The organism is Tatumella sp. JGM130 (assembly GCF_018257525.1).
Taxonomy (GTDB): Bacteria; Pseudomonadota; Gammaproteobacteria; order Enterobacterales; family Enterobacteriaceae; genus Tatumella; species Tatumella punctata.
The window spans coordinates 41988-64485 of record NZ_JAERJS010000007.1; the positions used below are offsets into that span (position 1 = coordinate 41988).

General features: G+C 49.0%; 16 protein-coding genes. 8 read left to right on the forward strand and 8 right to left on the reverse strand.

Annotated elements, in window-relative coordinates; genetic code table 11:
• Positions 1-42: 42 nt before the first annotated feature.
• Complete coding sequence (zapG, locus tag JK211_RS05135; protein WP_212707602.1) at positions 43-444, reverse strand: Z-ring associated protein ZapG; 402 nt, start codon at positions 442-444, stop codon at positions 43-45.
• A gap of 211 nt (positions 445-655) precedes the next feature.
• On the opposite strand from zapG, the gene zapE reads away from it, so the two are divergent.
• The 6 genes from zapE to sspB all read left to right on the forward strand — a co-directional run bounded on the left by zapE (position 656) and on the right by sspB (position 7523).
• Complete coding sequence (zapE, locus tag JK211_RS05140) at positions 656-1789, forward strand: cell division protein ZapE (protein WP_212707689.1); 1134 nt, start codon at positions 656-658, stop codon at positions 1787-1789.
• A gap of 245 nt (positions 1790-2034) precedes the next feature.
• On the forward strand, positions 2035-2463 hold the full coding sequence (gene rplM / locus JK211_RS05145; protein ID WP_038016830.1) for a 50S ribosomal protein L13: 429 nt from the start codon (positions 2035-2037) through the stop codon (positions 2461-2463).
• 15 nt (positions 2464-2478) lie between these two features.
• A complete protein-coding gene (gene rpsI / locus JK211_RS05150; RefSeq protein ID WP_038016832.1) occupies positions 2479-2871 on the forward strand; it encodes a 30S ribosomal protein S9 in 393 nt (130 codons plus the stop codon).
• Between the two features lie 1363 nt (positions 2872-4234).
• Positions 4235-5995, forward strand: coding sequence for a group II intron reverse transcriptase/maturase (ltrA, locus tag JK211_RS05155; protein ID WP_212707603.1), 1761 nt, complete (start codon positions 4235-4237; stop codon positions 5993-5995).
• A 383-nt stretch (positions 5996-6378) separates the two neighbouring features.
• A complete protein-coding gene (sspA, locus tag JK211_RS05160) occupies positions 6379-7020 on the forward strand; it encodes a stringent starvation protein SspA (RefSeq protein ID WP_212707604.1) in 642 nt (213 codons plus the stop codon).
• 2 nt (positions 7021-7022) lie between these two features.
• On the forward strand, positions 7023-7523 hold the full coding sequence (sspB, locus tag JK211_RS05165) for a ClpXP protease specificity-enhancing factor (protein ID WP_212707605.1): 501 nt from the start codon (positions 7023-7025) through the stop codon (positions 7521-7523).
• A gap of 235 nt (positions 7524-7758) precedes the next feature.
• Here the strand turns inward: sspB and JK211_RS05170 are convergent, their stop codons facing one another.
• Both JK211_RS05170 and gltB read right to left on the reverse strand, forming a co-directional pair.
• Entirely contained in the window at positions 7759-9177 is a 1419-nt protein-coding gene (locus JK211_RS05170; protein WP_212707606.1) for a glutamate synthase small subunit, read from the reverse strand.
• Between the two features lie 9 nt (positions 9178-9186).
• On the reverse strand, positions 9187-13653 hold the full coding sequence (gene gltB, locus JK211_RS05175) for a glutamate synthase large subunit (protein ID WP_212707607.1): 4467 nt from the start codon (positions 13651-13653) through the stop codon (positions 9187-9189).
• Positions 13654-14402: 749 nt separating this feature from the next.
• Here gltB and arcB point away from each other — a divergent pair.
• Positions 14403-16739 carry an aerobic respiration two-component sensor histidine kinase ArcB gene (arcB, locus tag JK211_RS05180; protein WP_212707608.1) on the forward strand — a complete coding sequence of 779 codons (2337 nt, stop codon included), beginning with the start codon at positions 14403-14405 and terminating at the stop codon, positions 16737-16739.
• Between the two features lie 919 nt (positions 16740-17658).
• Positions 17659-18357, forward strand: coding sequence for a monofunctional biosynthetic peptidoglycan transglycosylase (gene mtgA, locus JK211_RS05185; protein WP_212707690.1), 699 nt, complete (start codon positions 17659-17661; stop codon positions 18355-18357).
• Positions 18358-18375: 18 nt separating this feature from the next.
• On the opposite strand, the gene npr is transcribed toward mtgA, so the two are convergent.
• The 5 genes from npr to lptB form a co-directional block, all read right to left on the reverse strand.
• Complete coding sequence (gene npr / locus JK211_RS05190) at positions 18376-18648, reverse strand: PTS phosphocarrier protein NPr (protein WP_212707609.1); 273 nt, start codon at positions 18646-18648, stop codon at positions 18376-18378.
• Complete coding sequence (rapZ, locus tag JK211_RS05195; protein ID WP_212707610.1) at positions 18645-19499, reverse strand: RNase adapter RapZ; 855 nt, start codon at positions 19497-19499, stop codon at positions 18645-18647. Before rapZ ends, npr begins: the two co-directional genes overlap by 4 nt.
• A gap of 42 nt (positions 19500-19541) precedes the next feature.
• Positions 19542-20033: a PTS IIA-like nitrogen regulatory protein PtsN gene (gene ptsN, locus JK211_RS05200; RefSeq protein ID WP_212707611.1), complete on the reverse strand. Its 492-nt coding sequence runs from the start codon at positions 20031-20033 to the stop codon at positions 19542-19544.
• 252 nt (positions 20034-20285) lie between these two features.
• On the reverse strand, positions 20286-21719 hold the full coding sequence (gene rpoN, locus JK211_RS05205; RefSeq protein ID WP_212707612.1) for an RNA polymerase factor sigma-54: 1434 nt from the start codon (positions 21717-21719) through the stop codon (positions 20286-20288).
• A 51-nt stretch (positions 21720-21770) separates the two neighbouring features.
• On the reverse strand, positions 21771-22496 hold the full coding sequence (gene lptB / locus JK211_RS05210) for an LPS export ABC transporter ATP-binding protein (protein ID WP_212707613.1): 726 nt from the start codon (positions 22494-22496) through the stop codon (positions 21771-21773).
• Between the last annotated feature and the right edge of the window lie 2 nt (positions 22497-22498).

The window sequence follows — 22498 nt, forward strand, 5'->3', positions numbered from 1 at the left end:
AGAGCAGCAGAAAAAAACCGGGCGCCTGAAGCGCCCGGAGGATTATTTCTGGTTTACCGGGCCGCTTCTGAGTAATCCGGAAGCCCCTTCGGAGTAATCCCGCGGGATTTGTACCGGAGCCTGATCGTTATCCGCTTCAGCTTCGGTTTCCTGCCATGCAAACGGGTTTTGATCTCCGGGCAAATCCGGCAGCAGATCACTGGAACCTTTCGCCATATGCTGATAAAGCTGGCGATAATCATGGGCCATATTGTCCAGTAATTCCGCACTGCGGGCAAAATGTCCGGTCAGTTCCTTGCGATAGTCTTCCAGCTCAGATTTAGATTTTTCCAGCTCATATTGTACGTTACGTTGCTCACGTAATTTTCTGTTACCAAAGCGCATGCCGACGGCACCAATAATCAGGCCGGCAACCAATCCGATTAGCCCGTATTCCCAGGTCATAATAACTCCCCTCATTTCCGTTGTTGTCCAGGGCACAACGGTTTTCTTCTTTATGCCAGTCAGTTAACAACAAGAAGATAACCTACTTCAATACCTGTCACTATACCCGTTAATCTTCCGGAAGTGGAATCCTGCGTCAGCCTGGCGTACTGTATAACGGTTTTTTTTTCGTCAAATAACACCAAACGGACTTTTCCGGACAGCTGAGAAAATACAAATGACATCACCCCTGGCCCTGTATCAGCAAGAGCTTACCCGTGGTAGTTTTCAGCCTGATGACGTACAAAAGGCTGCAATAACCCGACTTGATGAAATTTATCAGTTACTTACAGAAAAAAGTCTTGCCAGTACTCAGCCTAAAAAAAGCGTCTTTAGCCGGTTATCCGGTTTACTGGGTAAAGGAAAAGCAGATCTGCTTGCACCGGCCACAGGATTGTATATGTGGGGCGGAGTAGGACGGGGGAAAACCTGGATTATGGATCTGTTTTTTCAGTCTATTCCGGGTGAACGTAAGCTTCGTTTACACTTCCATCGTTTTATGCAGCGGGTACATCAGCAACTGACCGAATTACAGGGGCAAAGTGACCCTTTACTGATTATTGCTGACCGTTTTAAAACACAGGCCGATATACTGTGCTTTGATGAGTTTTTTGTTTCGGACATTACTGACGCGATGCTGCTTGGTACCCTGATGGAAGCGCTGTTTGAACGGGGGATTACCCTGGTAGCAACTTCAAATATCCCCCCGGACCAGCTTTACCGTAATGGTCTGCAACGGGCGCGTTTTTTACCGGCAATTGAGCAGATCAATCGCCATTGTGAAATTATGAATGTCGATGCGGGGATCGATTACCGTTTACGTACCCTGACTTCTGCACATTTATGGAAAACCCCTCTGAACACACAGACCACGGAAGAGATGGTTTCAATGTTTGGATCACTGGCCGGGTGTGACTATCAGACGGCGGAATCACCGGTACTGGAAGTCAATCATCGTCAGATGCAAACTCTGAAATCGGCACATGGTGTGGTCGCGCTGGACTTTATTACCCTGTGCGGTGAGGGGCGCAGTCAGATGGATTACATTGAGCTTTCCCGCCATTATCACAGTGTATTGTTATTTAATGTACCGGTGATGAATTATGCTCAGGAAGATCAGGCCAGACGATTTTTGGCATTAGTCGATGAGTTTTACGAACGACATGTTAAACTGATCGTCAGTGCAGAAGCAGCGTTGGAAGAGATTTATGCCGGCAACCAGCTGAAATTTGAATACCAGCGTTGCCTTTCACGTTTGCAGGAAATGCAAAGTGAAGAGTTTCTGCGCCGCCCTCATTTGCCCTGAATGCGAATGCCGGGAAGAGGGAGCGCAATTTTATCGCAAAAAGAGTCGACCTTTCGCGGTGACTTCTCTATAATCTTGCGACCCCACGTTACGGCAAATGGTTTTTTTTCCCAAAAACCTTTGTGATCCGGTAACTCTATCCGAAGGGGTAGGCTTGCTGGCAAAATGGTCGTGTGAGCCTCAATCGTTTACTTAAGCGTTTGGGATTTCACCAACGTGTAACTTATATTTGGGTAAGCTTTTCAATGAAAACTTTTACAGCTAAACCAGAAACCGTCCAGCGTGACTGGTATGTTGTTGACGCGACAGGCAAAACTTTAGGTCGTTTAGCGACTGAACTGGCTCGTCGTCTGCGTGGTAAGCATAAAGCGGAATACACTCCGCATGTTGATACCGGTGATTATATTATCGTTCTGAACGCTGATAAAGTTGCTGTTACCGGCAACAAGCGTAGCGATAAAATTTATTACCATCACACCGGCCACATCGGTGGTATCAAGCAAGCGACCTTCGAAGAGATGATTGCTCGCCGTCCTGAGCGTGTGATTGAAATCGCGGTTAAAGGCATGCTGCCAAAAGGCCCGCTGGGTCGTGCTATGTACCGTAAACTGAAAGTTTACGCAGGTAACGAGCACAACCATGCGGCACAGCAACCGCAAGTTCTTGACATTTAATCGGGATTACAGGCAATGGCTGAAACTCAAAACTACGGCACAGGTCGCCGCAAAAGCTCCTCCGCTCGCGTCTTTATCAAGCCGGGAAGCGGTAACATCGTTATCAATCAGCGCTCTTTAGAGCAGTATTTCGGTCGTGAGACTGCACGTATGGTCGTGCGTCAGCCGCTGGAACTGATCGATATGGTTGGAAAATTTGATCTGTACATCACTGTTAAAGGTGGTGGTATCTCTGGTCAGGCTGGTGCGATCCGTCACGGTATCACACGCGCTCTGATGGAGTATGACGAATCTCTGCGTTCAGAACTGCGCAAAGCGGGCTTTGTTACCCGTGATGCACGTAAAGTTGAACGTAAGAAAGTCGGTCTGCGTAAAGCACGTCGTCGTCCACAGTTCTCCAAACGTTAAGTGCGACGAGAGTCGCCTTGGCGACAAAAAGTCCTTGTTTTTCAAGGACTTTTTGGAGTGTTGGAAGGTGTTTATCGCATCTTTCAACATCCTTGCAAGCCCCGAAGAGCTGGATCTTTCCAGCCCTTTTGGGGCTTGGAAGGTTTTTAGCGAAACGGGATACAATCCAACGAAAGAAATTTTCGTTCCCTAGGATTATTCAACCTTCCTTTAGATAAAGCATCACGCTTTCAATCTGAATTCCAAACTTATCCAACATTTATTCACTAATATCTGTTGCACCAATCCTAACATGGCATGTCCTCTACTCTTTTATCTGTTTTACAGAGTAAAGTTCATCATTACGCCATTTTTATCACAAACCTTATCTACAAGGTTTTCGGTAAAACTTATCTGGAAGTTAACAGCGCTTGTTTCCTTCATCAAAAGCCGTAGTGGGGATATTCCCTCGGGCGGGTTTCAGATGTATGGGGCTGAGTCTCACTGTTAATCGGAAGTGCTTGCAGGGCAAGGCTAAAGCTGTAGTTCATCATTGTCGAGCCTGATAAAAGGTAGCCGACCTGTTGTTTGACCAACAGTAGCCTAGGGATAGTGCGGGACTGGTAACGGTCTGGTGCGAAGCTTCCTGACAACGTACCCCCTTGTATAAAGGTATAGTTTCACCGTGAGGTGAGAATATAGAGACTGCTAGCAACAAAGCGGTTGAGGGGCAAGGCTGGAAAGAAAGACGAACGTAAGTGAATTGTCTGTTTAAACGTCGTAATCGAGAAGGAGCCAAAGTTGCTGACAGGCTCTAACCAAAAAGGTAAGTGGTCGGTTATTCCACTTTAGCGTTGGAATACGTCAACACAACGACCACCGGCGGACAAGGCAGCGTCTTAATTTTCCGTGTGATGATTACGGAACTCGGTAAGCCTGTATTTTCGCCTGTGTCCACAGTTCTCTAATCGTTATTATCAGCGAAATGGAACGAAAGAAACAGGCAGGCAAACCGTAAGGGGAGCTGATGAGAGTGCAGGTAAAGGAGGATGGAGAAAGCGAATGCGGCGCTGTAATGGTGCCGATAGGAGGGTGAAACATACCTTCGCCCGAAAGGGAGCAGACTTCCATCTGGTCTTTCATCGCAAGATGACAGGCTAATTCTCTAATGGAAATTAAGAGCGAGAGGAGAAATATCTCTATCAACCTTAATTAAACACCATGTTATGGGCAGTAGGCAGGAAACTGGAGCAAAAGGTTCAGTTCTCTCTGCCTTCGTAACGTGGCAACCAAAGAGAGAATTGATCCTGATTCGGCACGCTGGGAAACGTGAACTGAAACATAAACCGGGGACTTGCTTACTCCTGTATCACAGGAGGAAAGCATGATTAAGCCAGTGAATCTAACGCAACAGTCTGACAAACAACAATATGTCAGTGCTAAGCGCAAGGTAGCTAGCCCAGCGTCCTCCGGCGAGAGTAGTCCATGGCACCTCATTAATTGGAGTCATGTTACTACGGTCGTGAGAGGATTGCAGGTACGGATTGCGAAGGCAACACAGGAAGGGGACTGGCGTAGGGTTAAAAACTTACAACGGAAACTGACCCACTCAACATGTGCGAAAGCATTGGCAGTACGTCGAGTGACAGAAAATCAGGGCAGCAAGACTGCTGGGGTTGATAAGGAGAAGTGGAATTCACCTCAAGCAAAATGGTCTGCAATCGGTCGACTGACGCGGAAAGGATATAAAGCGATGCCATTACGCAGAGTATATATCCCTAAAGCGGATGGGAAGAAACGCCCTCTGGGTATTCCAACCATGAAAGATCGCGCGATGCAGGCTCTGTTTCTGATGGCATTACAGCCAGTAGCGGAAACTACCGGTGATACGGGATCTTATGGATTTCGCATTAATCGGTCTACGGCAGATGCGATTACTCACTGTCATATGACGCTGAGTAAAGCAGGGTCACCCCGTTGGGTTATGGACGCAGACATCAAAGGATGTTTCGACCATATCAGTCACGACTGGTTACTTGAGAATATCCCAATGGATAAAGGGATATTACGCAGGTGGTTAAAAGCTGGGGTCGTGGACATGGGGCAGCTTAAAGCGACAGAGGAAGGGACGCCTCAAGGGGGAATTATCTCCCCTACATTGGCAAATATGGCATTGGATGGTTTAGAAAAGCAACTGGCGGAACACTTCGGTGCAAAAGGCAGTAGAGCTATTCGTCAAACTAAAGTCTATCTGATTCGATATGCAGATGATTTTGTCATCTCAGGGATCTCGAAAGAGTTGCTTGAACAGCGGGTTAAACCACTGGTGGAAGAGTTTCTTGCGAAGCGAGGACTCGTTCTTTCTGAGACAAAAACTAAAGTAAGGCATATTGAGGAAGGATTTGAGTTTTTAGGCTGGATGGTGAGGCGTTATAACGGACATATTCTTATCAAGCCTTCACGCAAGAATGTGAAAGCATTCTATAGAAATGTGAAGGACACGATAACAAAATATGGTTCACAGACGCAGGAAGTCTTAGTAAGAAAACTCAATCCGAAGATAAGAGGATGGACAAACTACCATTGTCATCAAGTCGCCAGTGGTGCGTTTTACCGGATGGATGCGCTGATATGGCGAGCCATCTGGCGCTGGGCAAGCCGTAGACATCCAATGAAAGGTAAGCGATGGGTGAAAAATAAATACTTTCATTCAGAAGCAAACCGTAATTGGGTGTTTGGTGTACGCATAATTGATGGTGACGGAATGAAATGGTTGAACTTGCGAATGGCAGGCGATACCAAGATTAAACGACACCAGAAAGTTAAGGCGGCATATAACCCTTATTTACCAGAATGGGAACTCTATGGTGAGGAACTCTACCGTAAACGGATGCTTGATAAATGGGCACACCGTAAGGGATGGCAAACACTGTATCGGGAACAGAAAGGTAAATGCGGGCTATGTGGAAAGCTGATGACGCAGGAAACAGGGTGGCATGATCACCATATAGTGTATCGGATGAATGGAGGGAGTAATGCACTAAGTAATCGTGTTCTACTACATCCAGTCTGCCATATACGCTTACATGCTCTTGATCTAAATGTAGTTAAGCCGACTCAATCACGAGTTAATAGGAAGGCTTGAGCCGTATGCGGAGAGATTCGCTTGTACGGTTCTTAGGGGGGCGGAGAGTAGTAATACTCTTCCGCCTACCCGACTTGTTTGCTGCTTATGCAGCATCGCAATTGGCATCAAAAACCCGCTTCGGCGGGTTTTTTGTGTTTTTATCCTCTGTTTTTCTGTTGTTTCAGGCATTTTATTGGCAAATCTTTAATCACCCGCCACAAACAGGCGAAGATCTGATAAACTAGCGAACTAATTTATGCTTGTCAGCAGTTAAGCGATGCGCTCAATTCAGGCAACAGTTGAAAACAACGCATCAGCACAGGTTGCAAGCGCCATGTTTACTGGCTAGTCGGCTGTGGTTGACTATTCGCAGTATCTTTTTGAGCAAAGTGGAGGTTTTCATGGCTGTCGCTGCCAACAAACGTTCGGTAATGACACTGTTTTCCGGACTCACTGATATTTTCAGTCACCAGGTACGTATTGTACTGGCTGAAAAAGGCGTTAGTGTGGAGATTGAACAGGTCGATATGGATAACCTTCCACAGGATCTGATTGATCTGAATCCGTATTGTACGGTACCGACTCTTGTTGACCGTGAGCTTACTCTGTACCAGTCCCATATTATCATGGAATATCTGGATGAACGTTTTCCCCACCCGCCATTAATGCCGGTTTACCCGGTGGCCCGTGGTGAAAGCCGTTTAATGATGCACCGTATCGAACAGGACTGGTATAGCCTGATGTTCCGGATCGAAAACGGTACGGCTCAGGAAGCAGATGATGCCCGTAAACAGCTGCGTGAACAGCTGCTGGCCATTGCACCATTATTCTCCCGTACGCCGTTCTTTATGAGTGAAGAATTCAGCCTGGTTGATTGCTATCTTGCGCCGCTGCTGTGGCGTCTGCCGTCCATGGGTGTTGACCTGAGTGGCGCAGGCTCGAAAGAACTTAAAGGTTATATGACCCGCGTATTTGAACGTGATTCTTTCCTGGCTTCCCTGACCGAAGCTGAACGTGAAATGCGCCTGCACTTCCGGGGTTGATTATGGAAATGACAGAAATGACGGCACGTCGTCCTTATCTGCTGCGTGCTTTCTATGACTGGTTACTGGATAACGATCTGACCCCGCATCTGGTGGTTGATATTAATCTGCCGGGAGTGATGGTTCCGCTGGAATATGCAAGGGACGGGCAGATTGTCCTGAATATTGCACCACGTGCGGTCGGTAATCTGGAACTGACTAACGAAGAAGTCCATTTTAATGCCCGCTTCGGCGGGGTGCCACGTCAGGTAGTGGTACCTATGATTGCTGTTATGGCTATCTACGCACGGGAAAATGGTGCCGGAACGATGTTTGAACCTGAACCGGCTTATGAGTCAGAAGAAGGAGCCGCCTCACAAATGGCTACTGCTGATCCTGTTATGTCTGTCATTGACGGTGATCGGCCGGATGAAGCTGAAGCTGTTGAGGCAGACACCGACGACGATAATGAGCCTCCTCAGCCTCCGCGCGGTGGTCGTCCGGCTTTACGGGTCGTGAAATAACCCGCGACATTCTGCTGATATCAACAGATATTCTCTGAAGCCGGCCATATTCCAGTATGGCCGGTTTTTTTATCCGGGCATAAGGACAGGGCTGCTGAGGGAGATGCACGGCTACGGTTCCTCTCTGCCATCTGTACAGCAGTATTTGACAGTAAAAACGGCTATTCAGGACGGGTCACAGGCAATAAAAAAAGGCACATGATTGTGCCTTTTCACATGAATACTCTGTATATGACTACACTTCGAGGAAGTCCATAATACCTTCAGCGGCTTTACGACCTTCTGCGATAGCGGTGACGACCAGGTCAGACCCGCGGACGGCATCGCCCCCGGCAAAGATTTTAGGGTTACTGGTCTGGAAAGGGTTATCACTGCCTTCAGCAGCAATGATCCGTCCCTGAGCATCAAGCTCTACACTGAAATCACTCAGCCATTCCATTTTGTGCGGACGGAAACCGAACGCCATAACTACCGCATCTGCCGGGATGATATGTTCCGAACCTGCGACAATCTCAGCCCGGCGGCGTCCGGCAGCATCCGGTGGTCCCATCTCGGTGCGGGCCATTTTCACGCCACAGACACGGCCATTGCCATTAATCTCCACCCCCAGAGGCTGCAGGTTAAACTGAAACTCTGCGCCCTCTTCACGGGCATTTTTAACTTCCCGTTTGGAGCCCGGCATATTTTCTTCATCACGACGATAGGCACAGATGACGTGACTGGCGCCCTGACGAATCGACGTGCGTACACAGTCCATCGCTGTATCACCGCCCCCCAGAACCACCACGCGTTTGCCCTGCATGGAAATATAGGGCTGGTCATCGAGAGCAGCGAAGCCCATGGTATGACGGGTATTGGCAATCAGAAATGGCAGCGCATCATATACTCCGGGGGCAGATTCATTTTCAAGCCCGCCACGCATTGACTGATAGGTTCCCACGCCGAGGAATACTGAATCATACTCGACCATCAGGGTATTCAGGTGAACATCACGGCCGATTTCTGTATTCAGCCGGAATTCAATACCCATCTCAGTGAACAATTCGCGCCGTTTTATCATCACTTCTTTTTCTAATTTAAAAGAAGGGATACCAAACGTCAGCAATCCGCCAATTTCCGGGTGACGATCGTATACCACGGCTTTAACACCGTTACGGGTCAGGACATCAGCACAGGCCAGTCCGGCCGGACCGGCACCGATGATAGCCACACGTTTACCTGTCGGGGTGACGTGTGACATATCCGGCTTCCAGCCCATTTCCATCGCTTTATCATTGATATAACGCTCAATGTTACCGATGGTGACAGCCCCAAACTCATTATTCAGCGTACAGGATCCTTCGCATAGTCTGTCCTGCGGGCATACCCGCCCGCAGACCTCAGGCAGGCTATTAGTCTGGTGTGACAAATCCGCAGCTTCCATGATCCGGCCTTCATTCGCCAGTTTCAGCCAGTCAGGAATATAGTTGTGAACCGGACACTTCCATTCACAATAGGGATTACCACAAGCCAGACAGCGGTCGGCCTGCGCTTTGACCTGGCCCTCAGAAAAGGGTTCGTAAATTTCTACAAACTCAATTTTCCTGATCTTCAGCGGTTTTTTTGGCGGATCAACGCGCTGCAAGTCGATAAATTGATAAACGTTCTGACTCATCGTGACCTCTTACTGCGCCTGAACCCGCAGCTCTGCTGCGGAACGACTGCGGTGACCCAGCAATGCTTTTACATCACTGGACTTAGGTTTTACCAGGGTGAATTTTGAAGACCACTGCGGCCAGTTGGCCAGCATTTCTTCACCACGGACCGATTGTGTGCACTGAACATGTTCAGTGATCAGTCCGCGCAGATGTTCTTCATGGATTGGCAGTTGCTCAACATCCAGCACTTCTACCAACTCTGTATTCACACGCTTGCGAAATTCACCGTCTTCATCGAGAACATACGCGAATCCACCGGTCATCCCGGCCCCAAAGTTGACACCGGTACGGCCCAGCACACAGACAATACCACCGGTCATATATTCGCAGCCGTTATCACCGATCCCTTCAACCACCGTAATTGCCCCGGAGTTACGAACCGCATACCGTTCACCTGCGCGGCCGGCGGCAAATAATTTACCGCCGGTGGCTCCGTACAGGCAGGTATTACCTGCGATGGTGGCCTCGGCACTGCGGAACGCCGATCCCATCGGCGGACGGATTGCCAGCAGACCGCCGGCCATACCTTTACCGACGTAATCGTTAGCGTCGCCTGTCAGGATCATTTCCAGTCCGCCGGCATTCCATACCCCGAAACTTTGTCCGGCAGTCCCGGCAAGGTGCACGCGGACAGGATCAGCAGCCAGGCCTTGATCACCGTGAATACGGGCGATAGCGCCGGATAACATCGCACCTACTGAACGGTCCGTATTGCGGATATCAAAGTAAAAGGTCTTACTTTGTCTCTGTTCAATAAACGGTAATGCCTGTTCCAGTAAGGCCTTATTTAACAACCCCTTATCGAATGGCGGGTTACTCTCAGTACAGTGCACCGCTTTACCGGGCATTGGCTCGGCGATTTTCAGCAGTGATGACAGGTCGAGCTTCTGTTGCTTCGCGGTAAATCCGTCCAGCTCTTTGAGCAGCTCAGTGCGACCAATCAGGTCGGTCAACCGGGTCACTCCCAGTGAAGCCATAATTTCACGGGTCTCACGGGCAATAAATTCAAAGTAATTGGTCACTTTGAACGGCAGGCCGTGATAGTGGTTTTTACGTAGTTTATCATCCTGAGTGGCCACACCCGTCGCACAGTTATTCAGGTGGCAAATACGCAAATATTTACAGCCCAGAGCAACCATCGGGCCGGTACCGAAGCCGAAACTTTCTGCGCCGAGAATCGCCGCTTTAATAATGTCCAGCCCGGTCTTAAGGCCGCCATCTACCTGCAGACGAATTTTATGACGTAAGCCATTCGCGACCAGAGCCTGCTGGGTTTCCACTAATCCCAGCTCCCACGGGCAGCCGGCATACTTCACCGACGTCAGCGGGCTGGCACCGGTACCGCCATCGTAACCGGCAACGGTAATAAGGTCGGCATAGGCTTTGGCGACACCTGTCGCAATGGTACCGACACCAGGCTCTGAAACCAGTTTGACGGAAATCATCGCCTGCGGGTTGACCTGCTTCAAATCGAAAATCAGCTGGGCTAAATCTTCGATTGAATAGATATCGTGATGGGGTGGCGGCGAAATCAGAGTAACACCCGGCACTGAGTAACGCAGTCTGGCAATATAAGGTGTGACCTTATCGCCCGGCAGCTGTCCGCCTTCTCCCGGTTTGGCCCCCTGAGCAACCTTGATCTGAATAACATCTGCATTCACCAGATAAGCGGGGGTGACACCGAAACGTCCGGAAGCTACCTGCTTGATACGTGAGACTTTACCGGTGCCGTAGCGTGCCGGATCTTCGCCACCTTCTCCGGAGTTAGAGAATCCGCCAATACTGTTCATGGCTTCTGCCAGGGATTCATGGGCTTCCGGACTTAATGCGCCAATCGACATTGCGGCAGTATCAAAACGTTTGTACAGCTCGCTGGCCGGTTCAACATCGTCAATGCTCAGTGTACTTGTTCCGGGTTGCAGCTGCAGAAGGTCACGGAAGGTTGCTACCGGGCGGTTATTTACCAGAGCCGAATACTGCTGATAATCGCTATATTCACCACTCTGTACTGCCTGCTGCAGCGTATTCACTACATCAGGATTATAGGCATGGTACTCACCGCCATGAACATATTTCAGCAAACCGCCATGATCCAGCGTTTTACGCTGCAGCCATGCCCGTTTCGCCAGGTTGACCAGGTCCTGTTGGAAGTCATCAAAACTGGCACCGGCAATACGGCTGGTAACATTCTGGAAGCACAGACGTGTCACATCCTGATGTAACCCGACCGCTTCAAAAAGTTTAGAGCAACGATAAGAGGCGATAGTCGAAATGCCCATTTTGGACATAATCTTATACAGCCCTTTATTTATCCCGTTACGATAATTCAGCATTACCGCGCGGTAATCTTTTGCGATCACCCGGCGGTCTGACATCTGTGCCAGAGATTCATAAGCCAGCCACGGGTAGACCGCTGTCGCTCCGAAACCAAACAACACGGCAAAATGGTGGGGGTCACGGGCAGACGCCGTTTCGACGATGATATTGGCATCACAACGCAGATTTTTTTCTACCAGCCGTGTCTGGACTGCACCGACAATCATCGGGGCCGGAACCGGCAGACGACCGGCACTGATCTGACGGTCAGAAAGCACCAGTAATACCGTCCCCTGGCGGACCAGCTCTTCGGCCTGGTCATTCAGCCGGTGAATGGCCTGTTCCAGAGTTTCGGTTTCAGGCTCAAAGGTACAGTCAAGGGTATCTGCACGGTAATATTTACCTTCCAGCGTGGTCAGCTGGGTAAAATCAGAATAGAGCAGGATCGGTGATTTAAAGCTGACCCGGTGCGCCTGGCCTTCTGCTTCACAAAAGACATTCATCTCCTGACCGATACAAGTCGCCAGTGACATCACGTGGTTTTCCCGCAACGGGTCAATCGGCGGGTTAGTGACTTGCGCAAATTGCTGGCGGAAATAGTCATAAATGATCCGCGGACGACTTGAAAGTACGGCAAACGGAGTATCGTCACCCATAGATCCGACGGCTTCCTGGCCATTTTCACCCAGTACCCGCAGTACAGTATCCAGTTCTTCGCTGCTGTAGCCGAATTGCTTGTGATAAGTCGCCAGCATGGCATCAGACAGCTGACGGCTGCCCACCTGTTGTTCAGAAAGCTCTTCGAACGGTACCAGGCGTTTAACGTTTTTCTCCATCCATTCTTTATAAGGATGGCGGCTTTTCAGGTCATTATCCGTTTCAGCGGAATGCAGGATTCGCCCTTCACGGGTATCAATTACCATTAATTCGCCGGGACCGACGCGACCTTTTTCGACCACTTCATCCGGCTGGTAATCCCAAATCCCGACTTCAGAGGCGCAGGTAATCAGTTTATCTTTGGTGATCACATAGCGTGCCGGGCGTAAACCATTGCGGTCCAGGTTACAGGCTGCGTAGCGACCGTCAGACATGACAATCCCTGCCGGGCCATCCCAGGGCTCCATATGCATGGAATTAAAATCGAAAAAGGCACGTAACTCAGGATCCATATCCGGATTATTCTGCCAGGCTGGCGGTACCAGTAAACGCATGGCACGAATCAGGTCCATCCCGCCACTCAGAAACAGTTCCAGCATATTATCCATTGAGCTGGAGTCTGAACCGGTTTCATTGACAAACGGCGCAGCGGCCTGCAAATCCGGGATCAGTGGTGTATTGAATTTATATGCACGCGCCCGAGCCCACTGACGGTTACCGGCAATGGTATTAATTTCGCCGTTATGTGCCATATAACGGAAAGGCTGCGCCAGCGGCCAGCGGGGCACTGTGTTGGTTGAGAAACGCTGATGGAAAAGGCAAATTGCTGATTCCAGACGTAAATCTGCCAAATCCAGATAGAAACGTGGCAGGTCTGCAGGCATGCACAACCCTTTGTAGATATTCACCTGGTTGGAGAAACTACAGACATAGAAATCACTGTCATTCAGTGCTTCAACCCGTTTTTCTATCCGACGGCGGGCCATATACAGGCGACGTTCCATATCCCGCGGACGCCAGCCTGCAGGGGCGTTAATAAAGACCTGCCGGATATCAGGTAACGAGGAGAGGGCAATTTCACCCAGTACGTCCTGATTGGTCGGTACTTCACGCCAGCCCGCGACAGAAAGCGTTTCGCGAACGAGTTCTTCTTCGACAATTTGACGGGCGGCACTGGCTTTAGCCTCATCGGTGCTGAAAAACAACATTCCGACGGCGTAGTTTTTCGCCAGACGCCAGCCTTTTTCTTCTGCGACGACGCGGAAAAAACGGTCCGGTTTTTGTAATAACAGTCCGCAGCCATCGCCGGTTTTACCGTCAGCCAGGATTGCACCGCGATGCTGCATTCTGGCAAGGGCGTGAATGGCAGTACGTACTACTTTATGGCTGGGTTCACCTTCTATATGGGCGATAAGACCAAAACCACAGTTATCCTTTTCAAGGGATTTATCATACAACATTTAGTGAACCTCCCCGGGCTCTATAGACCCTTATTATTCCGGCATTCAGACAGGCTCAGTGCAGGCGTAATAGTGAATGTGCGGGTTACGCGGACATTCGTTTTTCGCCCTTACAGCCAGGACTGGTTTCGTCGATGTGACAAGTGCCGGGAACTTGCTACAGGGAACCTCTGCTACTGCATAAATATGGCGGACAGTGGATCCGCACAGAAAGCTTCCAGTGGATTTCCAACTTATCGGGAAAGTTAAGTCAGGTCAAATAGTGGCGTTTTTTCAGTACCGGTCACTGATTAATAACTATCGTTATGATTATTATAGATTTATATCAGAGAGCTGTCGGCGGGCTCTGATATTACCAGCCAGTGAAGTGTGAGCTGTCTCACTATAGTGCGCTGCCCCTGAGCCTGCACCATGCTGGTGCCGGGGTAATTCTCAGCATAAAGTGCTGGAATATTAGGTAAACTCATATGATGTATCTGTTTTTTTTTATCAATGTTTTTTTGCATTCCCCCGGGCGGGATATTAATAAAATTAATCAACTCTTTCCTGATTATTGATTCATCAAATATGAATTTATATTTATCTTCGGGGCGGGGCGGTATACCCGGCGGTTGCGGCAAAGTATCAGTATGCCTCCGGAGGCGGCCATAATTAATCGCTAACTGTGATTGATCCCGGGGAATTTTCCGGCGTGTCTCTCAGGGCTGACAATTTAGGATATGATGAAGGTCATTGTCCGGGAGCGCGTTATGAAACAAATAAGACTGTTAGCACAATATTACGTGGATCTTATGGTCAAACTTGGCCTGATCCGTTTTTCATTACTTCTGGCTTCTGCGCTGGTCGTGCTGGCGATGATCGTTCAGATGGCGGTCACGCTGGTATTACAGGGCCGCGTAGAGAGTATCGATGTGGTCCGGTCGGTATTTTTTGGCTTATTAATTACCCCGTGGGCTGTCTACTTTTTATCTGTGGTGGTCGATCAGCTGGAAGACTCGCGTCAGCGCCTGGAAAGGCTGGTGGATAAGCTGGAAGAAATGCGCAAGCGTGACTTACAGCTTAATCAGCAATTGAAAGAAAATATTCAGCAGCTTAATCAGGAAATTAATGATCGTAAAAAAGCTGAGCTGGCCCGTGAACAGGTGATGGACAAACTCAGGGAGGAAATGGCAAGTCGTGAAAAAACCCAGATTGAGCTGGAGCAACAGTCGACTTTTCTGCGATCTTTTCTTGATGCTTCACCGGACCTGGTGTTCTACCGCAATATTGACCGCCAGTTTTCCGGCTGTAACCGTGCTGTGGAACTGCTGACTGGCAGAAACGAAAAGCAGCTGGTGGGACTGTCACCTAAAGATATTTATGATGCAGATACCGCCGAAAAGATACTTGAAACAGACGAGAAAGTGTTTCGTCACAATGTGGCTCTGACGTATGAGCAGTGGATACAATATCCCGACGGCAAAAAAGCCTGTTTTGAAATCCGTAAAGTCCCTTATTACGACCGGGTAGGTAAACGCAGCGGACTGATGGGCTTCGGTCGCGACATTACTGAACGTAAGCGTTATCAGGATGCGCTGGAAAATGCCAGCCGCGAAAAAACCACCTTTATCTCGACGATCAGTCATGAACTGCGGACACCTTTAAATGGCATTGTCGGTCTTAGCCGTATTTTGCTGGATACAGAGCTCAGTCAGGAACAACTTAATTATCTGAAAACTATCCATGTCTCAGCAATCACTCTGGGCAATATTTTTAACGATGTGATTGAAATGGATAAAATTGAACGTCGTAAAGTACAACTGGATAACCAGCCGATTGATTTCACCGGATTTCTCGCTGATCTGGAAAATCTCTCCGGGTTACTGGTTCAGCCGAAAGGGCTGAAATTTGTGATGTCAGCGCAACCTCCGCTACCGCAAACGATTATTGCTGATGGTACCCGGCTGCGACAGATTTTATGGAATCTTATCGGCAATGCGGTGAAATTTACCCGTCAGGGCGAGATTGTGGTCACGGTCGGTTATGACGAGCAACAGCAGCAATTGCGGTTCGACGTACAGGATTCTGGTATTGGTATCCCGCCCGATGAACAGGATAAGATCTTTGCTATGTATTATCAGGTCAAAGATCAGCATGGCGGTAAGCCAGCGACCGGGACCGGTATCGGTCTGGCGATTTCTCACCGTCTCGCTCAGGCGATGGGTGGCGATATCAGAGTACAGAGTGAACCGGGTGAAGGTGCCTGTTTCAGCCTGCAGATTCATGCACCGCAGGTGCTCGCGGCCGCGGAAGACAGTAATGAAGATGATATTTTACCGCTCCCGGCGTTGCATATTTTACTGGTTGAAGATATCGAGCTGAATGTCGTGGTGGCACGTTCGGTACTGGAGAAACTTGGTTGCAGTACCGAAGTCGCAATGACTGGCGCTGAAGCACTGCAAATGTTTGACCCGTCAGAGTTTGATATGGTGCTGTTAGATATCCAGTTACCGGATATGACTGGCCTGCAGGTCGCCCGTACCCTGCATCAGCGCTTCGCGGGGCAGCAGTTACCACCGCTGGTCGCCCTGACGGCGAACGTCCTCAAAGATAAGAAAGAGTACCTGGATGCCGGTATGGATGATGTACTGAGTAAACCGCTGTCAGTTTCGGCGTTAACAGCGGTTATCGGCCGATTCTGGAATCAGCATCAGCCATTAGCTGAACTCCCGGCCGACAACTCTTCTCACGCAGAAGAGGGGCACCTGGATATTGAGATGCTGGAGCAGTATATGGAACTGGTCGGCCCGCAGCTCATTCGCCAGAGCCTGGACATGTTTGAGAAGATGATGCCCGGTTACCTTGATGTACTGGATTCCAACATGATGGCCCGCGATCAGAAAGGAATTGCGGAAGAAGGGCATAAGATCAAAGGTGCTGCAGGTTCTGTCGGTTTAATACATTTGCAGCAGGTGGCTAAACAGATACAGACGCCGGAGTTACCCGCCTGGTGGGATAATGTTCAGGAATGGATTGATGAACTACGGCATGAGTGGCGTCATGAAGTCGCAATGCTCAGGCAATGGGTAAATAGCCGGGGAAAATAATCGCAGGAGCAGATCGCCGGAAAAAATGACCCCGGATAGACCGGGGTGCGCGAATATTGCGCCAACACCAGGGAAACAGTGACTCTGCCGGTTAAAAAGTGATCGTTATCGGGATGTATCCCGGCCGGCAGCAGGTATTGGTTTCTCAGCACCGCTACCTTAACAAAAACTGCGGTCACTTTGCTACAATTCATTAAGATTTGTGAAGTTGAAATGTTCTCATTGTGGATAATCTTACTGTTTACAAATCATCCATTGACGGGAAAATCACCGTGACCCTTGTGGATTTTCACGGTATGTATCTGCCTGCCGAATTACCAGTACAGTAAAAAATAACCAATAAAACCCTATATTTAAAGGTGTTTTTCCTGTTGCCGTTCCTTTTCATACTAAATTGTCTTATTTATACAAAAAAACAATAAGTAAGATAATTACAATCTAAGTATTCTGTGAATACAGATCAGCTTCTGTCACCTATTGGTGCAGTCGTGGCTATCCGGTCCGGTGATAAAAGAAAGGTCTGTAGGAAAATTTATCAGGCTGAAAGCATTTATCTTAAGTATAGTTGTGGCGGCAGGCGGTAATTTCTGTAAAGTCTGCGGATTGTTTTTTTTATGTTAACTATAGTGGTTGTTTGTAAAATTTGATGCAGATCAATACATAAGATAAATTTATACTTTATTTCGTGGTGAATATTAATGGAACCGATTCCTGTAATCACGGAAACACTGATACGGCAAGGGCTGCCACCTGAAAAATATCATTTTCACGTGGGTTTTTATCACGGCAGGCAGCCTAATCCGGACGGCAGACGATTAAAAAATTTATGAAAAAATCTGAATCAGGGCTACTCTGCAGGAGGAATCACTCGCAGAACGTACCCCGGGGACAATAATTGAAAACTCAGCATAATCCTCTAATGGTCAGGGTCAGACGTAAGCTGCTTTTCTTACTGTCAGGGATAATGGTAATTGCTGTCGCGGGGATCCTGCTATTTTCGGTGATACCGGTCCCCTTTTCTGCAGTGATGGCGGAACGCCAGGCCGGCGCATTATTGTCCGGCAACCTGTCTTACCGGGCCCGCTCTTCATGGGTCAGTATGGCGGATATCTCTCCCTGGATGCCACTGGCAGTGATTGCCGGCGAAGACCAAAAGTTCCCGAACCATTGGGGCTTTGATTTCGGCGCCTTGCAGTCGGTGCTGGACAGTTCCGGGCGGGGATCAATGCGCGGAGCATCAACACTTTCTCAGCAAACGGCTAAGAATCTGTTTCTCTGGGATGGGCGCAGCTGGGTGCGTAAAGGGCTTGAAGCCATACTGACGGCGGGTATTGAAACGGTCTGGAGTAAAAAAAGGATACTGACCGTCTATCTGAATATTGCCGAGTTTGGTCCGGGAATTTTTGGTGTTGAAGCGGCTTCGCAGGCGTACTTTCACAAACCGGCCAGTCAGCTCACCCGGCAGCAGGCAGCATTACTGGCGGCAGTATTGCCTAATCCGATTGTCTATCACGTCAGTGCGCCTTCTGCGTACACCCGTGAACGCCAGCAATGGATTTCACAACAGATGGGACAGTTGGGTGGCCTTGAATTTCTGAACAAATATCATCTGTACTAGTCTGCGGGCCCCCGCGAACTAATCTTCATCAAAACCGGCATTAAATAACTCAATGACAGCCTTAAGGACTTCAGCCTCCCCGGGGCCAGTGGCTTCAACTTCAATTTGCCCGCCCTGGGCGGAATCCAGCATAAGCAGGGCGATGACACTGCTGGCATCAGCTTCAGTACCTGATTCATTACGCAGGATCACTTCGGCATCATAGCTTTGTACCAGTTCGAATAACTTCATTGCCGGGCGGGCATGCATACCCAGCTTATTTCTGATTTCTACTGATTGTCTGACCGTCATGATTTTTTCTTTTCCAGTGTTCGATGGCGTGACTGAACATTTTTTCCCCGTGAACGGAAATAATCAGCCAGCTGTTCGGCAATATAAACAGAACGATGTTTCCCGCCGGTACAACCAATAGCTACCGTCAGATAACTGCGGTTATTGGTTTCCAGCATAGGTAACCATAGTTCAAGATAGCTGCGGGTCTGATAAATAAAATTGTGTACTTCTGTATGGCGATCAAGAAACGCAGCGACCGGGCGGTCCAGTCCTGTCAGAGGACGTAACTTAGGATCCCAGTGCGGGTTTGGCAAAAAGCGGACATCGAAGACATAGTCAGCATCGATAGGGATACCGTATTTAAACCCGAAGGATTCAAATACCATTGTGAGCTCCCGTTCCCGTTTGCCCAATAACCGTGCTCTTAACATTTCTGCCAGTTCATGTACCGACATTTCTGATGTATCGATAATCAGGTCTGCTCTGGTACGCAGGGGTTCCAGCAGATCGCTCTCTTCGTCAATGGCACTTTCCAGGGATAGATTTTTACTGGAAAGGGGGTGCAGGCGGCGGGTATCACTGTAGCGGCGGATCAGAGTATTTCGGTCGGCATCAAGAAACAACAACTGCGGAGAAAATTGTGCTGACAGGCGGTTAAATGCATCTTCAAAAATTTCCGGAGATTCCGGCATATTACGCACATCAATACTGACTGCGGCAGAAATATTGCGTTTCTCCAGCGATTTCGCCAGCTCCGGCAGTAAATCGACAGGTAAATTGTCGACACAATAAAAGCCCATATCTTCCAGGGCCCTGAGTGCAACAGATTTTCCAGACCCTGAACGACCACTTACGATCATCAGTACCATGATCCTTCTCCCGTAATTATCCCTGCAGTACAGGTTAATTTATTATTGTTTTTCGTCCGTATTATCCGGCTGTTCCATGATGATATTAAACAGCTCCTGATCACTCTGTGCGGCCCGTAACCGGCGACAGACAGTTTTGTCGGCCAGGCGTTTAGCGACCTGAGATAACGTATGTAAGTGCGTTTTGCACTGATCTGCCGGCACCAGTAATGCGAACAGCAGGTCTACTGGCTGATTATCGACCGCATCAAACGGAATAGGGTGTTCCAGCCGGATCAGTACACCTATGGTTCTCAGAGTATCTTCTTCCAGCTTACCGTGCGGGATAGCAATACCGTTACCGATACCGGTACTCCCCATTCTTTCGCGGTTGAGGATCGTTTCAAAGATAGCCTGGTGCGGCAGGTTCAGCTGTGTTGCTGCCAGTTCACTGATGATCTCCAGTGCACGCTTTTTACTCTGGCAATCCACATTATTACGGGTGCATTCCGGAGTAAGCACATTACTCAGTTCAAGTATCAGATCACTATTCATATTATTTCGCTTGCCGGTTTATCTGACCATTTTCATGGTGCCTGGCGGTTATTTGTCGCAGGCTGTTAACCCTGAAACGAATGACCGTTACCTTAGGTAGTGAACGAAAGCAGCCGCAGGCTGGCGTTAACTGCTTTCTTTTTATGGATACATCGATATAAAACCTGTCTCGTTTCACATCTGTTGCATGGGCGGGTCAACCGGCGCCGCCAATGACTGTTGTTGCCAGTGCATAAGCCCTGCTTCAGGGCATCAAAGCAACTGTTTCCGCTGGTTTGATGGCGGAATAGATAACGATTCACGATATTTAGCGACGGTACGTCTCGCAACCATAATACCCTGTTCCGATAACATAGAGGTGAGTTTACTGTCACTCAAGGGTTTTACCGGATTTTCTGACGAGATTAATTTTTTTACCAGCGCGCGGATAGCGGTTGATGATGCTTCGCCGCCACCTTCGGTGCTGACATGGCTGGAGAAAAAGTATTTCAGTTCGAAAATACCGCGCGGACTGTGCAGATACTTTTGGGTCGTAACCCGGGAAATCGTTGATTCATGCATCTCCACGGCCCGGGCAATATCAGCCAGAACCATTGGCCGCATATATTCTTCACCCTGCTCGAAAAATGCCTGCTGTTGCTCCACGATACAGCGTGATACCCGCAATAGAGTATCGTTACGGCTTTCAAGGCTTTTGATCAGCCAGCGGGCTTCCTGCAAATTACTGCGGATAAACTGGTTATCGCTGTCATTTCTGGCGCCACCACTCATTGCTGCATAATGCTGATTGATTCTTAGTTTTGGCAGACTGTCCGTATTCAGTTCGACCGCCCAGCGATTGGCAACTTTGCGCACCAGTACATCAGGAATAACGTATTCGGAGTCACCCGTATTAATTGACTGGCCGGGGCGGGGATCCAGAGACTGAATCAGTAACATGGCTTGTTTCAGCACATCATCTTTCAGGCGAGTAACACGCATCAGACTGCGGAAATCGTGACTCGCCAGTAAGTCCAGATGCTGGCTGATAATCAGACGGGCTTCTTCCAGCATCGGTGTATCAGGACTGAATTGTGACAGCTGAACCAGCAGACAGTCTTTTAAATCACGGGCACCTGCACCGACAGGGTCAAAGTGCTGGACCCGTTTCAGAACGGCTTCCACTTCTTCCAGACTGAGTTCGTCATCGCCAATACTCTCGAGAATATCCTCAAGCGGAACTGTCAGGTAACCGGTGTTATCAATGGCATCGATAATCGATGTTGCTATTGCCCGGTCCGTATCACTGAACGGGGTCAGTTCGGCCTGCCACATCAGGTAATCCTGCAGTGACTGGGTGGTTTCACCCTGGTAAACGGGCAGTTCATCATCCTGATAATCGGTGCCGGTACCTGAAGGCGTACCGGCGGTATAAATTTCATCCCAGGTGGCATCCAGAGGTAATTCTTCCGGCATCTCTTTTTGTTCTAATGCTTCGCGGGTATCCAGAGAAGCGGTTTCACCCGACTCCTCAGAATCAACTTCATTAAGTAACTCAGCCTGGTCCAGCAAGGGATTACTTTCCAGCGCGACCAGCAATTCCTGTTGTAACTCATGCGTGGAAAGCTGCAACAGTCGTATCGCCTGTTGCAACTGGGGGGTCATTGCCAGTTGTTGGCTGAGCCTGAATTGCAAACTTTGCTTCATAGTAAGAAGTGCATTTCCCGAAAAAAATTCAATAAGAACACATTAACAGAGTCAGAGCCGGAACTCTTCACCCAGATAAACACGTTTTACATGTTCATCTGCCAGAATTTCACCCGGAGTACCGTGAGCGATCAGTTTACCCTGGCTGACAATATAGGCGCGTTCACAGACTGCAAGGGTTTCACGGACATTATGGTCCGTAATCAGTACCCCGAGGCCGCTGTCCCGCAGGTGCTCAATAATCTTTTTGATATCAATGACCGAAATCGGGTCAACACCGGCAAAAGGTTCATCCAGCAGAATAAACTTAGGGTTTGCTGCCAGAGCTCTGGCAATCTCCACTCTGCGTCGTTCCCCCCCGGAGAGAGCCTGTCCCATACTGTCACGCAAATGTTCAATATGAAATTCTTCCATAAGTTCATTGGCGCGATCAGCCCGTTGTTGTGCATTCAGATCCTTACGGATTTGCAGCACGGCCATCAGGTTATCGTACACACTTAACCGCCGGAAAATAGAAGCTTCCTGTGGCAGGTAACCAATACCGAGCCTCGCGCGGGCATGCAGCGGAAGCAGACTGATATCTTCATTGTCGATAGTAATCTTACCGGCATCACGCGGTACGATCCCAACCACCATGTAAAAAGTGGTGGTTTTACCAGCTCCGTTAGGGCCGAGCAATCCGACAATCTCGCCTGACTTCACTTCCAGGCTGACATCTTCAACGACCCGCCGCCCTTTGTAAGCTTTCGCCAGATTCTGTGCAATTAAAGTCGCCATAA

Excerpts from the sequence above, each read along its gene's own strand:
- zapG (WP_212707602.1), bottom strand. The coding sequence starts at position 444 with ATGACCTGGGAATACGGGCTAATCGGATTGGTTGCCGGCCTGATTATT.
- rplM (WP_038016830.1), top strand. The coding sequence starts at position 2,035 with ATGAAAACTTTTACAGCTAAACCAGAAACCGTCCAGCGTGACTGGTAT.
- rpsI (WP_038016832.1), top strand. The coding sequence starts at position 2,479 with ATGGCTGAAACTCAAAACTACGGCACAGGTCGCCGCAAAAGCTCCTCC.
- ltrA (WP_212707603.1), top strand. The coding sequence starts at position 4,235 with ATGATTAAGCCAGTGAATCTAACGCAACAGTCTGACAAACAACAATAT.
- sspA (WP_212707604.1), top strand. The coding sequence starts at position 6,379 with ATGGCTGTCGCTGCCAACAAACGTTCGGTAATGACACTGTTTTCCGGA.
- sspB (WP_212707605.1), top strand. The coding sequence starts at position 7,023 with ATGGAAATGACAGAAATGACGGCACGTCGTCCTTATCTGCTGCGTGCT.
- JK211_RS05170 (WP_212707606.1), bottom strand. The coding sequence starts at position 9,177 with ATGAGTCAGAACGTTTATCAATTTATCGACTTGCAGCGCGTTGATCCG.
- gltB (WP_212707607.1), bottom strand. The coding sequence starts at position 13,653 with ATGTTGTATGATAAATCCCTTGAAAAGGATAACTGTGGTTTTGGTCTT.
- arcB (WP_212707608.1), top strand. The coding sequence starts at position 14,403 with ATGAAACAAATAAGACTGTTAGCACAATATTACGTGGATCTTATGGTC.
- mtgA (WP_212707690.1), top strand. The coding sequence starts at position 17,659 with ATGGTCAGGGTCAGACGTAAGCTGCTTTTCTTACTGTCAGGGATAATG.
- npr (WP_212707609.1), bottom strand. The coding sequence starts at position 18,648 with ATGACGGTCAGACAATCAGTAGAAATCAGAAATAAGCTGGGTATGCAT.
- rapZ (WP_212707610.1), bottom strand. The coding sequence starts at position 19,499 with ATGGTACTGATGATCGTAAGTGGTCGTTCAGGGTCTGGAAAATCTGTT.
- ptsN (WP_212707611.1), bottom strand. The coding sequence starts at position 20,033 with ATGAATAGTGATCTGATACTTGAACTGAGTAATGTGCTTACTCCGGAA.
- rpoN (WP_212707612.1), bottom strand. The coding sequence starts at position 21,719 with ATGAAGCAAAGTTTGCAATTCAGGCTCAGCCAACAACTGGCAATGACC.
- lptB (WP_212707613.1), bottom strand. The coding sequence starts at position 22,496 with ATGGCGACTTTAATTGCACAGAATCTGGCGAAAGCTTACAAAGGGCGG.